Source organism: Methylomarinum sp. Ch1-1 (genome assembly GCF_030717995.2).
Classification (GTDB): Bacteria; Pseudomonadota; Gammaproteobacteria; order Methylococcales; family Methylomonadaceae; genus Methylomarinum; species Methylomarinum roseum.
This window is the reverse complement of record NZ_CP157743.1, coordinates 1,951,959-1,966,315: the sequence shown is the minus strand read 5'-3', so window position 1 is coordinate 1,966,315 and position 14,357 is coordinate 1,951,959. Positions and strand designations below refer to the sequence as shown.

At 51.6% G+C, this 14,357-nt stretch carries 11 protein-coding genes; 4 read left to right on the top strand and 7 right to left on the bottom strand.

The annotated features are described in order from the left end of the window. Positions 1–497 precede the first annotated feature (497 nt). Entirely contained in the window at positions 498–2,600 is a 2,103-nt protein-coding gene (gene glgX / locus Q9L42_RS09260) for a glycogen debranching protein GlgX (RefSeq protein ID WP_305908726.1), read from the top strand. A gap of 56 nt (positions 2,601–2,656) precedes the next feature. After that, entirely contained in the window at positions 2,657–3,409 is a 753-nt protein-coding gene (locus tag Q9L42_RS09255) for an HAD family hydrolase (protein WP_305908727.1), read from the top strand. Positions 3,410–3,536: 127 nt separating this feature from the next. Here the strand turns inward: Q9L42_RS09255 and Q9L42_RS09250 are convergent, their stop codons facing one another. The 7 genes from Q9L42_RS09250 to Q9L42_RS09220 all read right to left on the bottom strand — a co-directional run bounded on the left by Q9L42_RS09250 (position 3,537) and on the right by Q9L42_RS09220 (position 9,649). After that, positions 3,537–3,689 (bottom strand): hypothetical protein, encoded by a 153-nt coding sequence (locus Q9L42_RS09250; RefSeq protein ID WP_305908728.1) that lies wholly within the window; start codon positions 3,687–3,689, stop codon positions 3,537–3,539. Positions 3,690–3,872: 183 nt separating this feature from the next. Further along, positions 3,873–5,099, bottom strand: coding sequence for an aminotransferase class I/II-fold pyridoxal phosphate-dependent enzyme (locus Q9L42_RS09245; protein WP_305908729.1), 1,227 nt, complete (start codon positions 5,097–5,099; stop codon positions 3,873–3,875). Then, on the bottom strand, positions 5,099–6,037 hold the full coding sequence (locus tag Q9L42_RS09240) for an NAD-dependent epimerase/dehydratase family protein (protein ID WP_305908730.1): 939 nt from the start codon (positions 6,035–6,037) through the stop codon (positions 5,099–5,101). The genes Q9L42_RS09245 and Q9L42_RS09240 overlap by 1 nt, the downstream gene beginning before the upstream one ends. Before the next feature lie 493 nt (positions 6,038–6,530). Next, positions 6,531–7,205: a transaldolase family protein gene (locus Q9L42_RS09235; RefSeq protein ID WP_305908731.1), complete on the bottom strand. Its 675-nt coding sequence runs from the start codon at positions 7,203–7,205 to the stop codon at positions 6,531–6,533. Between the two features lie 87 nt (positions 7,206–7,292). Further along, a complete protein-coding gene (locus Q9L42_RS09230; RefSeq protein ID WP_305908732.1) occupies positions 7,293–7,916 on the bottom strand; it encodes an inorganic pyrophosphatase in 624 nt (207 codons plus the stop codon). A 260-nt stretch (positions 7,917–8,176) separates the two neighbouring features. Continuing rightward, positions 8,177–8,872: a ribose-5-phosphate isomerase RpiA gene (rpiA, locus tag Q9L42_RS09225; RefSeq protein WP_305908733.1), complete on the bottom strand. Its 696-nt coding sequence runs from the start codon at positions 8,870–8,872 to the stop codon at positions 8,177–8,179. Positions 8,873–9,169: 297 nt separating this feature from the next. Then, a complete protein-coding gene (locus Q9L42_RS09220; RefSeq protein ID WP_305908734.1) occupies positions 9,170–9,649 on the bottom strand; it encodes a hypothetical protein in 480 nt (159 codons plus the stop codon). 707 nt (positions 9,650–10,356) lie between these two features. Here Q9L42_RS09220 and aceE point away from each other — a divergent pair. Together aceE and Q9L42_RS09210 are read left to right on the top strand one after the other, a co-directional pair. Next, positions 10,357–13,038: a pyruvate dehydrogenase (acetyl-transferring), homodimeric type gene (aceE, locus tag Q9L42_RS09215; RefSeq protein WP_349432665.1), complete on the top strand. Its 2,682-nt coding sequence runs from the start codon at positions 10,357–10,359 to the stop codon at positions 13,036–13,038. Between the two features lie 15 nt (positions 13,039–13,053). Beyond that, positions 13,054–14,355, top strand: a complete 1,302-nt coding sequence (locus Q9L42_RS09210; protein WP_305908735.1) for a dihydrolipoyllysine-residue acetyltransferase — start codon at positions 13,054–13,056, stop codon at positions 14,353–14,355. Positions 14,356–14,357: the final 2 nt, after the last annotated feature.

Below are 14,357 nucleotides of genomic sequence, written 5' to 3'. Positions count from 1 at the left end.
ATAATCATGTCGTCACTTCCCTATGCCATTTAGTTTTCGTCGTTTGTCTACGATAATGCAACCTATAATCCAGACTTTAATATTGTACCCTGTATATCCCATTAAGCGTTAAATATCGAATGATCCGCTTGTCTGTAGGATGCGTCGCACACGGACGGACATACACATCGCGAACGCATCAGAAATATATTCACGCGTCCTGATCCAACCAAAGAATGCGGAAATGCCGCAAAAACGCGCGAGCGGTAGAAATCAGTGACCCGATGTTACCCAGCTGAGCAATAATGCCATGCGGAATTCAGCTTAGGTTTATCTGAATTTGCTAAAACTCTACCTGCTGAAGATCATTAATGCAAGGTATTTATCGCAGCCAAGAGCCGATGGCAAAAAAATTGCAACACATTTGTCAACGCGCATACAACGTATGGTAAAAAAATAAGCATTTGCTTACATTTTTGCAGTAAAATTTCCTGTTTCGACAACTTCCCTGGCAGAACATGCAAGATATCGAATTTAAAATTAAGCCCGGCAGCCCCTATCCACATGGCGCCAAACTGCATGATGGCGGAGTGAATTTCTCTATTTTCAGCCGTCATGCCGAGGAAGTGGAATTATTACTATTTCGGACCGAAGACTGCAATAAGCCTTTTCAGACTATCGAGCTCAAAAAGGATAAAAACCGCACCTTCTTTTCCTGGCATGTTTTTGTTAAACACCTGCCTGCTGGCACTTGGTATACCTGGCGGATCAACGGGCCTACCGACACCAAGCATACTGGCCTGGTTTTTGACAAGGAAAAGCACTTGCTCGACCCTTGGGCGCGGGCCGTCAGCGATAAACACTGGGACCGCACGGCAGCCTGCCTGCCCGGCGATAATGGCCATTGCTCGATGCGCAACGTCGTGGTGAATGAAGCCTATGATTGGGAAGGCGATAAACCCTTGGCCATACGCAGCGAAAAAGCCATTATTTACGAATTGCATGTCGGCGGCTTTACCCGCCACCCCTCGGCCAACGTCAAAAACCCCGGCACTTTTGCCGGACTGATCGAGAAAATCCCTTATTTGAAAGAGTTAGGCATCACCCATGTCGAACTATTGCCGGTGATGGCCTTTGACGAACAGGATGTCCCCGAGCACACCGCCGAACTCGGCCTGAAAAACTATTGGGGCTACAGCACCCATAGTTTTTTCAGTCCCCATCCGGGCTATTGCTCGACGCCCGGACAAGGCACCCATCAACGGGAATTCCGCGACCTGATCAAGGCATTGCATAAGGCGGGCATCGGCGTGATCATGGATGTGGTGTTCAACCATACCTCGGAAGGCGGCGCCAACGGACCGATGATCAATTTCAAAGGCATTGCCGGCAACAGCTTTTATCTGATCGACAAAGTCGACAAAAGCATCTTCCACGACTATACCGGATGCGGCAATACCGTCAACGCCAATCATCCCTTGGTCTCCCGCTTCATCATCAGTTGCTTGGAGTACTGGGTCAGAGACATGCATGTCGACGGCTTCCGCTTCGATTTGGCCAGCGCCCTGTCGCGCGGCGAAGACGGCTCGGTATTACAGGATCCGCCGATCGTCTGGGGCATCGAATTATCGGAACAGCTGGCTAAAACCAAATTGATCGCCGAAGCCTGGGATGCAACCGGACTGTATCAAGTCGGCTGTTTCCCCGGATATCGCTGGGCCGAATGGAATGGCATCTACCGCGATATCATCCGCCAGTTTGTCCGCGGCGATAAAGGACTGATCAGAGAAGTCGCCACCCGGGTATGCGGCAGCAGCGATCTTTACCAAAGCCAGGAACGCCTGCCCATCAGCAGTATTAATTTTGTCACCTGTCATGACGGCTTTACCCTGAACGACTTATTCAGCTATCAGGAAAAACACAATTTAGCCAACGGCGAGCATAATCGTGACGGCTGCAACCACAACCTGAGCTCGAATTGCGGCATCGAAGGGGAAACCGATGATCCGAAAGTTCTGGCGTTACGTAAACAACAAGCAAAAAATGTGTTCGCGATCTTGTTGTTGAGCCAGGGCGTGCCGATGCTGCTGGCCGGCGATGAATTTCTGCATAGCCAACAGGGCAACAATAATGGTTATTGTCAGGATAATGAGCTGGCATGGCTGGATTGGAGCATGGCGGAAAAAAATGCCAATATGGTGCGTTTCGTGCAATTGATGATCAAGCTGAGAAAAAGACATCCGGCGCTGATGCGACGTCACTTTTTCACCGGCCAAAAACTCAAAAATCGTGAGATAGCCGACATCAGCTGGAGCGGATTAAACGCCGACAAGACACCGGATTGGCATGATCATGAATCACAGATTCTGGCCTTTACCGTTGGCGCGCTAGACCCTAAAGAGCCCGACCTGCATATCGTCATGAACATGTCGGATCAACAACACGACGCTACCTTGCCTGTCATCGATGGACGGCAATGGTCTCTGTCGGTGGACACTTCACGTCCATCGCCGCAGGACATCGTCCCGAGAGCGGAACAAAGATCCCTTGCGCAACGACAATATCAAATCAACGCTCACTCTGTTGTCGTGTTTGAAAACTTTCTGATCGAAACCATTTAGACCTCAGTCCAATGCTATAATCGCAATTTTAATGACAAGCCAAACCGTCCCTCATCATGGAACAACCCGTAATTTATGCCTTGGATTTTGACGGCGTCATCTGTGACAGTGCAATAGAAACCGGCATCGCCGGCTGGAAAGCCGCAACCCATATTTGGGATGACATGACGACGCCTTTGCCCACACCTGAACGGGTCGAGCAATTTCGCTCGGTTCGGCCGATCATCGAAACCGGTTATGAGGCCATTCTGGTCATGCGGCTTTTGTTCAACGGCGACAGCGTCAACGCCATACTTGCCGACTTTCCGAACAAAAAACAACAGCTCCTGATGCAATATCGGCTGAGCAGTGCTAATTTGAAACAACTGTTTGGCGCAGTCAGGGATCAATGGATTAAAGAGTCGCCTGATGAATGGGTTAACATGAATCCGCTGTTCTCCGGCATCGCGGAAAAATTGCAACGCCTGTCGACACAAGGCGTCTGGTATATCATCACTACCAAACAGGAACGTTTTGTCAGTGAAATCCTCTCTGCCAACCATATTAGCCTAGCCAAAAGTCGAATCTTCGGTCTGGACCGAAAAATGAGTAAAGAGGAAGTTTTAACCGCCCTGCAGCAACAGCATCAGCAACAAAGGCTTTATTTCGTCGAAGACCGCTTGCCTACTTTGTTAAAAGTCCTGCAAAACGACAGACTGCAACAGATAAAGTTGTTTTTCGCCGATTGGGGCTACAACACCGATGAAGATAAATTGGAAGCGGCCAGGCATCCCCTCAGCACGATTGCGCTAGAGAATTTTCTGGCGTGATATGGCTTAACGCGAGCGGAGTGAAAGCATAAAACGCCCTCCTTCCATCGCAACTCTCAGAAATTCCTATTATTTTTATTAAACGCGTAACAGGAAAGCGTTACCAACTCACTAACGGCTTGGCTTATCAGCCGTTTTGTTTAAGATTAAAGTGGATGTTGCTGAAAATGGCCGCCGTTGCAAAAACCAGTGTCGAAACAATAAATTCACCCGCCATAAAAACGAACACACCAACAATAAATAACAATCCGACTAAAATATCTTTTTTTAATTCACTCATGAGTGATCTCCGGTTAAGTTTCAGTTTTAAAATTAAGTCGTGCAAACTATAACCTGATACAGAAAGACAAACAATAGTGTCATTATTAACATATTTATTTCCCATCAAGAAACAATAAAGGTACTTTTTTCATATCCTTGTCACATTAACGCGCTAGCATGAGCGTTTTGTCCGCTTTACGACTTAGCCTCCAGAAAAATCCTGTAGCGCGGCCACAAAGTAACCGATGTCCTTAATCGTATGTTCGGCACAGACCTGTACTCTGATTTCCTGCTCTCCCTTGGCGACCACCGGATAATTCAAACCGGTAACCAGAATATCGCGGGCAAACAAATGTTGCACCAATGCACTCGTCTTGGCGGTATCCCGGATCAGGATCGGCACAACAGGATGTTCCCCCGGCAGCGTTGCAAAACCGGCCTGAACGATGCCGCTTCTGAGCCTAGCCGTCATACTGCGTAGCGACTGCAATAACCGTCCACCCTCTTCGCTGTCGATGATGTCGACCGCAGCCAGAGCCGCCGCGGCTTCGGCCGGCGTAATTGGATTGGAATAAATGTACGAGGCTGCCGTTTCCCGCAGATAATCGATCACGCCCTCGCTTGCGACCACATAACCGCCGTTGATGCCGAACGCCTTGCCCAGCGTGGCGACCAATATGTCGGCGCGGGCTCCTGTGACTTCTTCTGTGCCCCGCCCCTGGAGGCCAAAGGCGCCGACGCCATGGGAATCATCGATCACCGTGATGACACCCTGCTCATAGCCATGCTGATGACTTTGGCAACAGTGGTCGATTTGATCCAGCGGCGCATGATCCCCGCGCATGCTGAATACGCCGTCACTGACAACGCAAACCCGCTTAAACCGTCCCTTGTTTTCAATCAGTATTCGTTCCAACGCCGCCATATCCAGATGTGGATAAACGGCCTTTTGCCCCAACTTGGCCAGACGCAAAGCCTTGATGATGCAGTTATGATTCAATTCGTCGCTAACGACCAGCGTGTTTTCATCGATCAGCGCCGGCAACACACCGATCATCGCCGCATAGGCGGCGCTGAACAGCATTCCGGCTTCACGGCCATGAAAATCCGCCAGCCTTTGTTCCAGCTCGACATGGGGCCGGAAGGTGCCGCTGATGAAGCGCACTGCGCCGGGGCCGGCGCCATAACGCTCCACGGCTCCGCTCTCGGCGGCGATGACTTGCCGGTGTCTGCCTAGACCTAAATAAGAATTGGAATTCATCCTTAAAAATTTCCGGCCGGGATGGTCTTGCAATTCGACTCTGGGCCCCAAACCGTTCTCGCCGGCAATAAAGGCCGCGATAATGCTTTCCCGGCTCTTGGCGATGCCTTGCGCCTTCAAGCTTTCCACATGCTGATGCAGTATCGGTAATAATTTTTCAGCGCTCATCATTTCCCCCTCAGGTGTGCAAGCATATCGCCTACCATGGTCGGTAGATCATATTGAGGCCGCCAGCCCCATTCCTGACGGGCCGCGCTATCGTCGATATGCGCCGGCCAGGAATCGGCAATGCCTTGACGCACCGGATCGATCTGGTAACTGATGGTAAACTCCGGAATATGCTTGTTGATTTCCGCCGCCAACTCAGCCGGCGTAAAACTCATCGCGGTAACATTGAAGGCGTTAGCATGCAGCAAACGGCCGGGCTCGGCTTGCATCAGCTTGATGATGGCGGCTATGGCGTCCGGCATATACATCATGTCCAGCCGAGTGTCCGCCGTTAAAAAACATTGATAATGTCCATCTTCCAGCGCCGCAGCGAATATTTCCACGGCATAATCGGTGGTGCCGCCGCCGGGCGGGGTTTTATAGGAAATCAGTCCCGGAAAACGCAGACCGCGCGCATCGACTCCGTAGCGTTGACGATAATAATCACACAATAATTCGCCGGAAACCTTGCTAATGCCATAGATGGTATTGGGGCGTTGTATCGTATCCTGAGGCGTATTGTCTTTGGGAGTTTGTGGACCGAAGGCGCCGATCGAGCTGGGGAAGAAGACAGAACACTGATATTGCTTCGCCGTTTCCAGCACATTGAGCAACCCGTTCATGTTGATGTTCCAGGCGTTTTGCGGATGAGCTTCGGCGACGGCGGACAACAAAGCCGCCAGATGAAAAATGCCGTCGACCCGGTGCTTGACGACAATATCCTGCAGCGCGGCCTTGTCCCGTATGTCCAGGCTGTAATAATGAGCGGCCTGCAGCGATGCATCGGGCTTTCTGCGGTGCCCGACCGCGATGATATTGTCGGCGCCGTAAAGATCGGCCAACGCCGGAAGCAACTCCGAGCCGATCTGTCCAGTGGCGCCGGTGATTAATTTGGTCATCCGTTCACTCCTGCGTCTCCACAGCTTTCATGTCGATAACGATTAAATTAACACATAATTTACTTCAGTTCGGGATAAAAAAACTCGTTAAGGAATGCGGGCGTCCGCTAACTTGCCCCACGGGACGCTGTAAACACATCCCTGTGCGCTTGGGGTCGGCTCCTGCCTCCCACATCCGCGGCTCAAGCCAGCGAACACCCTACCACGACCTCTATTGGAGCGAAAAAACTGATATTCAGGAGACGCGCGGTGTGCTTGACGAGGATGTCGGCAGCAAGGAGCTGCCGTCAAGCCCCCATGGAGGGGTTTACCCAGCGCCTAAATTCCATGGCTTTTGGACTCATTTTACATTCCAGGATAATTTAGGTGCTGGGTGAACGGCGTTCCTCGACAGGCACGCCCCGCGCCTCCGACAAAGTTGAGCAAAGCTTCGGTCCGCAGAAATAATGCTATTAGGGAATGCGAGCACCTGCGAAGAAATTAGCGATCCCGATCAGCTTTCGAAGGAATGCTTGTCGCCGAATGCTTCCCGCCAATCTCGATTGAACTGTTCCACCGCCGGCGGCACGGCCGGATGAGCCAACATTTGACCGGCCACATCCAACGGCAAGGTAATCGCGGCGACGCCCTGCTTGATCACCGCCATCGCCTGCTGGGTGCTTTTGAAACTGGCTGCCAGAATTTTGCTTTCCAAGCCGTGGTTGTTCAACAGCGATTGCATATCCGCCACGACGCCGACGCCATCTACGCCCAGCGTATCGATGCGGTTCACATAAGGCGCCAGATAATCGGCGCCCGATAAGGCTGCGAGAAAACCTTGCTGTAGCGAATAAATGGCCGTCGCCAACAAAGGAATCTTGTCCGCCTTGATACGCTTGATCGCCGCCAAGCCAATTTCAGTCGCCGGCACCTTGACCACCACGTCATAGGGCAGATCATTGAGTTGCCTGGCCTCCGTGATCATGTCGTCGACGCTGCCGCTGACCACCTGGACGTGAAATCGCGCATCGCGCCCTAACACCTCACTCAACTCGGCCAACAACCGACTCACCCCGATTCCCGAACTCGCCAGTATCGAAGGATTCGTGGTGACGCCTCGCAAAGGCAAACAATCATTAAAACGTCTTATCTGTCGAACATCGGCGCTATCGAGGTATAACTCAAACATCGTATAAAATCCTGAAAAGTCGACCCATCATTGTAGCGAAGCAAACGAGAACAAGGCAATGGACGAAAACGACGGCAAGCCTTCAATTTAGACTCTTCTTCGGGATAGCGTCAGGTTTTGGTAATCTTCGATCGCCCTGACGATCACCTCATGGGCTTCGGCGCGACAGTACACACTGGCAATTTCACAAGTGCTCTTCTCCCCAGGAAGATTTTTATAGGTTAAAAAATAATGTTTAAGCCGATTAACATAGGATTCCGGACAATCGGATAATTCATGCCATTGTTCATGGAATTCATCGCCTTTCATCACCGCGATGATTTTGTCGTCCGCTTCGCCCTTGTCCAGCAGGCGAAAGCCGCCGATCGGAATCGCCTCCAGAATAATATTGCCATGCATCAAGCTGCGCTCGCTCAGTACACAGATATCGAGAGGATCTTTATCGCCGCCAGCAATCGCTTTCCCGGTCTTCAGCGAGGCAAAGTCGGCAACTTTTTCTCCGCAATAAGTCTGAGGAATAAAGCCATAGAGCGTGGGAATCGCATTGGAAAACTTTTGCGGCCGATCGACTTTCAAAAAGCCGCTTTCTTTATCGATTTCATATTTTACCGTATCGGAGGGTACAATCTCGATGAAGGCGGTAACGACCTCAGGCGCTTCCCGGCCGACTTCGATGCCATGCCAGGGGTGGGCTTTATAAATTGTATTCATGCTGTTAATAATCTGATTACTAAAATGGCAAAATGAATGTAAGCACCCCAAAATAAATTTGCATGGTTACGATCCTGTTGCAGCTCATATCCTATTAACCTTCAAGACACGCCCCAGGCCCTAAACACCGCCAAAACGCTCAAACTGAGAATTGCCGTTACAAAGCAGATGCGAACTTTTTGTTAAAACACTCATGCTACGCACGTTTTATGACATCGCAATGACTACGGAGCAGCCAAAAAACCACGGCGTCGCCGATATCACGAAGCTTCATCGCCGTTGTCGGCCCAACGCTCCTCGACTCCGCCGGCGACGCCGAGAAACACGGCGTTGGCCAAATTTTTGAAAATACCGTGTTCCACCACCCCCGGTATCGCATTCAAGCGCTCATTGAGCGTCGCGACATCCAACTCATCCGGGAAAACCATATCGAGTATTAGGCTGCCATGGGAACTGATCATCAAGTTGTCCTTACCCGCTATGCGCCGCAAGTCGCCCTGACCGCCTAGCACTTCCAGCTGCGTCTTGACCATGCGCCAGGCAAACGGCATGACCTCGATCGGAATCGCAAAATTCTGACCGATACTCCGGACCAGTTTGCTTTCATCGACCAGCACCAGAAAATGCCGGCTGGCCTTAGCCAATAATTTTTCTCGCACCAAATCGGCGCCCTGCCCCTTTAACAAGGTTATATCGGGGCTTACTTCATCGGCGCCGTCGACATAGAGATCCACGGTCGTCACCTGATCCAAAGAAATGGACGGCAAGCCCAAGTCATGGGCTTTAATCTGGCTGACGACGGAGCTTGAAACCGTGGTAAACGGCATGCCCTCGCGGTGAAGCTCGGCCAAGGCCTGAATGAAATAATCGGCCGTGGAGCCGGTTCCTAATCCTACCACCATCCCTTCGCTGACAAAGGTTGCCGCGCGTTCCGCGACCCGTTGTTTTGCATTCATATCCGACACCTTGAAGAGTTAACGGTTGAAAGATTGATCATACGTCATTATTCAGCGTACTTTTAACAGAGGGAGTCGATTATTGATTTATCGGGCTGTCTGCAACAGGATGCTGTTAGCTGCCAGGGATCTATTCACCCAGCACCTAAATACCATAGACTATTGGCTATGATTTATAATCGCCGTTTTTTTAGGTGCTGGGTGAACGCGACCCGAGAAATCAATGACCGGCTGCCTAAACCCCTGAAAGATACTGAATAGTTACGATCATACAACAGTCAGGTTCGGCCACCCTGACTATCTGAGCTTTTTGCTATTCGCCCAATAAAAAAATAACGCGAAACCCAATGCTACAGGCAATAAAATTCGCGACGCCAACCACATGGCATTGGGCATTCGGGTCACGAATCCCCAAAAACGTTCGCTTTCATTGCGATTGAAATCGTTGGGAAGAAAACACAAAGAATAGGTGTAAAAGCGGCTGTCAAAAACATAACAGCGGGCCCGTTCGCGAATATAATGTTGACTGTAACGTCTATGGATCGAATCGTCCTGGTAGATTTCTCGCAACAGCTGATAGCCGGCCGCCAATTTGGCCACGCTATCTTGCGGAAAACCTTCGAATTTAAAGGTATAATTCTCACCGGTCGGCGCCACGCTATAATGGTAGCTTTCCGCCCCGTCCCGATAGACATAGTCTTTCTGTGGCAAAGCCTGAGCCTGCTCCGCCATCAAAACCCACAACAATATTTGCAACAACGATGCGACTCTAGCCATGGTGCTTAATTACTCGTGTTTTATCCTGATTATAACGCGCAAATCAAGACCTCGATATAGTTGTTTCACCCGAAGCTTTGTAAACAACAACGATTAGCCAACTCCCTGTTACTGCTTTATCGTACTATTTTATTGAAGGAAACATCTTCTGAATCTTTTAATCTTACGCCAAAGCTAAAAACCAAAACGTTCGGGACGGGTTGAATAACAGCAATTCCCACTTTGGCATTCAAAAAGGGCATGGGGTGTGTTTGGCGAGGATGTCGGCAGCAAGGATGCTGCCGTCAAGCCCCAGGGATGGGTTTACCCAGCACCTAAATTCCATAGGCTAATGGCTGCGATAAATCATCTTCGTTTATTTAGGTGCTGGGTGAACGGCGTCTTCTGGAAGGGCTATCCGATACAGAGCGGTTTCTTAACCCGCACTCAGATTATTGAAAGTAACGTTCTTTTCACATCACTGTAGTTCGTCGACTAAACCGATAACGATACCATCCTACAAACTAATTATTGTTCCGACACAATTCTGCGCAATCACAATAAACTGTTGTGATTCAGCTAACTAGCTCGTCAAAATCATGGACTGGAAAGAAAAACCGGCGTATAAACGGCAAGCCTTGCAGTCGCGCATTTCCAAAAAAACCGCTGAACAGTTACAATTGTGCGATTAAATCAATATATCCACTGATTTTCACTAGGCATTTGTGATGAATAAAAGTTTAAACTCCGACATCATCGGTAAAATTGACATTGACCCCGAAGAAACCCATGAATGGGTGGAAGCGCTGGAGTCAGTCATCGAACATGAAGGCAGTGAGCGCGCCAGTTTTCTGATCGAAACACTGGTGACTGCAGCCCGCAAAGCCGGCACCGATATCCCTTTCAGCGCCACTACCCCTTACGTCAATACCATCCCCATCCCCCAACAGCCCAAATATCCCGGCAACACCGATATCGAACGCACAATCCGTTCCTATGTGCGCTGGAATGCAATGATGATGGTGCTGAGAGCCAATAAAAACACTAACGTCGGCGGGCACATCGCCAGTTTTGCCTCCGCCGTCACCCTATACGATGTTGGACAACATCATTTCTGGCATGCCCCGTCCGATCATCATGGTGGAGACTTGATTTTCAGCCAGGGTCATTCGGCGCCCGGCACCTATGCACAAGCCTTTTTACTCGGTCGTTTAAGCGAAGAACAGATGGATAACTTCCGCCAGGAAGTCAACGGCAACGGCCTATCCTCTTATCCTCACCCTTGGCTGATGCCTGATTTCTGGCAGTTCCCGACGGTTTCGATGGGTCTGGGGCCGATCATGGCGATTTATCAGGCTCGCTTCATGCACTATATGCAAAATCGCGGTTTGGCCAAAACCGAAGGCCGTAAGGTCTGGGCCTTCCTCGGCGACGGCGAATGCGATGAGCCGGAAACATTAGGCGCAATAGGCATGGCCGGTCGCGAAAAACTCGACAACCTGGTTTTCGTCATTAACTGTAACCTGCAACGCCTGGACGGCCCGGTGCGCGGCAACGGCAAGATCATTCAGGAATTGGAAGGCGGTTTCCGCGGCGCCAACTGGAACGTCATCAAGGTGGTCTGGGGACGTCGCTGGGACGCGCTGCTGGCCCGCGACAAAGACGGGCTGATCGCTAAACGCATGATGGAATGCGTGGACGGCGATTATCAAACTTTCAAATCCAAGGACGGCGCCTACGTCCGGGAAAAATTCTTCAACACGCCGGAATTACAGGCTTTGGTCGCCGATTACACCGACCGGGACATTTGGGAACTGAACCGCGGCGGCCATGACCCATTAAAGGTATTCGCCGCCTATCACGCCGCGGTCAACCATAAGGGCCAACCGACCGTGATTCTGGCAAAAACCATTAAAGGTTACGGCATGGGCGAGTCCGGCCAGGCTCAGAATACCAGCCATCAACAGAAAAAAATGAGCATGGAGTCGATCAAGCATATCCGCGACCGCTACCAGTTACCGGTCAGCGATGAAGCATTGAACGACCTGCCCTATATCCGTTTGCCGGAAGATTCGGAAGAACTGAAATATATGCGCGAGCGCCGCGTTGAATTGGGCGGTTTTCTGCCCGCGCGCCGCACCAAGTCCTACCCGCTGGAGATTCCGGCGCTGGACACCTTTAATGCGATGCTGAGCGGCACCGGCGAAGGCCATGAAATTTCCACGACGATGGCGTTTGTCCGTATTCTGAACCAATTGACGAAAGACAAACAAATCGGCAAACGCATCGTGCCGATCGTGCCCGATGAATCGCGCACCTTCGGCATGGAAGGCATGTTCAGGCAACTGGGCATCTGGTCGCAAGTCGGCCAGCTGTATACCCCGCAGGACGCCGAGCAATTATTGTTCTACAAAGAGGACAAAAACGGTCAGGTCCTGCAAGAAGGCATCAACGAAGCCGGCGGCCTGTGCGACTGGATTGCCGCGGGCACCGCCTACTCCACCCATGGCGTGCCGATGATTCCGTTCTTCATCTATTACTCGATGTTCGGTTTCCAACGCGTCGGCGACCTGATCTGGGCCGCGGCCGACCAGCGTACGCGAGGCTTCCTGCTGGGTGGCACTGCGGGCCGCACGACGCTGAACGGCGAAGGCTTGCAACACGAAGACGGCCACAGTCATCTGATCGCCGCGACCGTGCCTAACTGTTACAGCTATGATCCGACCTTCTCCTACGAACTGGCCGTGATCATTCATGATGGCCTGCAACGCATGTATGTCAATCAGGAAGATATCTTCTACTACATCACCCTGATGAATGAGAATTACGAGCATCCGGCGATGCCGGAAGGCGCGGCCGACGATATTCTCAAGGGCATGTATGCGTTTGCAAAAGGCGCTAATTCACGCACTAAGCCCCGAGTGCAATTGCTGGGTTCGGGCACGATATTCACCGAAGTCATCGAAGCGGCCAAACTGCTGCGCGAAGACTGGAAGGTCGAAGCCGATTTGTGGAGCTGTCCAAGTTTCACCGAACTGGCCCGCGACGGTCAAAGCTGTGAACGCTGGAACCGCCTACACCCTAGCGAGAAACCACGCACTCCGCATGTCAGCGCTTGCCTAGAGAAAGCCAAAGGCCCGGTCATCGCAGCATCCGATTATATGCGCGCCTTTGCCGAACAGATCCGCCCTTATCTCAAGGAATCGTATCTGGTGCTCGGCACCGACGGCTTCGGTCGCTCCGATACCCGTGAGAATCTGCGTAGTTTCTTTGAGGTCGATCGTTATCATATTACCGTTGCCGCACTGTATAGCCTGGTGCAAAAAGGTGAATTTGAAGCCGCTAAACTGGATGTGGCGATCGCAAAATACAACATCGACCCTGAAGTCGCCTCACCCTGGTTAAGATAACGGAAGGAATATTAAATGGCATCAATAGAGATAAAAGTACCAGACCTGGGGAACGTCGCCGATATTGACGTCATCGAGGTCACGATCCAGCCCGGTGATGTAATTGAAGTTGAGCAAACCGTCGCGGTGCTGGAAACCGACAAGGCGACGATGGACCTTCCCTCCAGCGCCGCCGGTAAAGTGGAAGAAGTCCACATTAAAGTGGGAGACAAGGTCAACGAGGGTACGTTGATTGCGACGCTTTCTGCGACGGAAGTTGCCGAAGAGCCGAAAGAGGAAGCTAAAGTCGAGCCTGCTGAGGCCGAAGTCCCGGCGGAAAAAGCCGCACCCGAGAAAGTCGAAACCGAACCCGCGAAACCTGCTCCGGCTCCAGCTCCGGCTCCAGCTCCAGCGCCGGCGGAGGAAGCTGTCAGCGCCGGCCCTAAAGCGCACGCGACGCCCAGCGTCAGACTCTTCGCCCGCGAACTGGGCGTCGATATTAATCAAATCCCCAGCGGCAGCGGCCGTAAGGGCCGCATCCTGAAAGACGACATCAAAAACTTCGTCAAACAGGCCATGAGTTCAGGCGCCGCGCCAGGCGGAGCCGGCATTCCCGCGATCCCGGCGGTGGATTTTTCCCAATTCGGCGAAGTGGAAGAAAAACCGCTGAACAAAATCAAACGCTTGACCGGCCAGAACATGAGCCGAGTCTGGCTGAACCTACCGATGGTGACCTACCATGACGAGGCTGACATCAGCGAATTGGAAGCGTTCCGCAAAGCCACCAATGCCGACAAAAACAGTGAAATCAAACTGACCGGCCTGGTTTTCATCATCAAGGCGCTGGCTTCGGCGATGGCGCAATATCCGTCGTTCAACAGCTCACTGTCCGCCGATGGCCAGAAACAGATCTTCAAGCATTACGTCAATATCGGTATCGCCGTCGACACCCCTAACGGCCTGGTAGTGCCGGTACTGCGCGATGTCGACAAGAAAGGCATCTTTCAATTGTCTAAGGAATTATCCGAAAAAAGCGAGCTGGCCAGACAAGGCAAACTGATGCCGGCCGACATGCAAGGCGGTTGCATGACCATTTCCAGCCTCGGCGGCATAGGCGGCACCGCCTTCACCCCGATCGTCAACGCTCCGGAAGTGGCGATATTGGGCGTAACCCGAGCAAAAATGCAACCGGTTTGGAATGGCGAAGACTTTGAGCCAAGATTGATGTTGCCCCTCGATTTGACCTATGATCATCGCATTATCGACGGCGCCGAAGGCGCCCGCTTCATGGAAGCGATCAAGTCTTATCTGGGCGATATACGCCGTCTGTTACTTTAAGG

What these genes read in the sequence shown, in the direction of transcription:
- glgX (WP_305908726.1), top strand. Translation starts at nt 498, where the DNA reads ATGCAAGATATCGAATTTAAAATTAAGCCCGGCAGCCCCTATCCACAT.
- Q9L42_RS09255 (WP_305908727.1), top strand. Translation starts at nt 2,657, where the DNA reads ATGGAACAACCCGTAATTTATGCCTTGGATTTTGACGGCGTCATCTGT.
- Q9L42_RS09250 (WP_305908728.1), bottom strand. Translation starts at nt 3,689, where the DNA reads ATGAGTGAATTAAAAAAAGATATTTTAGTCGGATTGTTATTTATTGTT.
- Q9L42_RS09245 (WP_305908729.1), bottom strand. Translation starts at nt 5,099, where the DNA reads ATGAGCGCTGAAAAATTATTACCGATACTGCATCAGCATGTGGAAAGC.
- Q9L42_RS09240 (WP_305908730.1), bottom strand. Translation starts at nt 6,037, where the DNA reads ATGACCAAATTAATCACCGGCGCCACTGGACAGATCGGCTCGGAGTTG.
- Q9L42_RS09235 (WP_305908731.1), bottom strand. Translation starts at nt 7,205, where the DNA reads ATGTTTGAGTTATACCTCGATAGCGCCGATGTTCGACAGATAAGACGT.
- Q9L42_RS09230 (WP_305908732.1), bottom strand. Translation starts at nt 7,916, where the DNA reads ATGAATACAATTTATAAAGCCCACCCCTGGCATGGCATCGAAGTCGGC.
- rpiA (WP_305908733.1), bottom strand. Translation starts at nt 8,872, where the DNA reads ATGAATGCAAAACAACGGGTCGCGGAACGCGCGGCAACCTTTGTCAGC.
- Q9L42_RS09220 (WP_305908734.1), bottom strand. Translation starts at nt 9,649, where the DNA reads ATGGCTAGAGTCGCATCGTTGTTGCAAATATTGTTGTGGGTTTTGATG.
- aceE (WP_349432665.1), top strand. Translation starts at nt 10,357, where the DNA reads ATGAATAAAAGTTTAAACTCCGACATCATCGGTAAAATTGACATTGAC.
- Q9L42_RS09210 (WP_305908735.1), top strand. Translation starts at nt 13,054, where the DNA reads ATGGCATCAATAGAGATAAAAGTACCAGACCTGGGGAACGTCGCCGAT.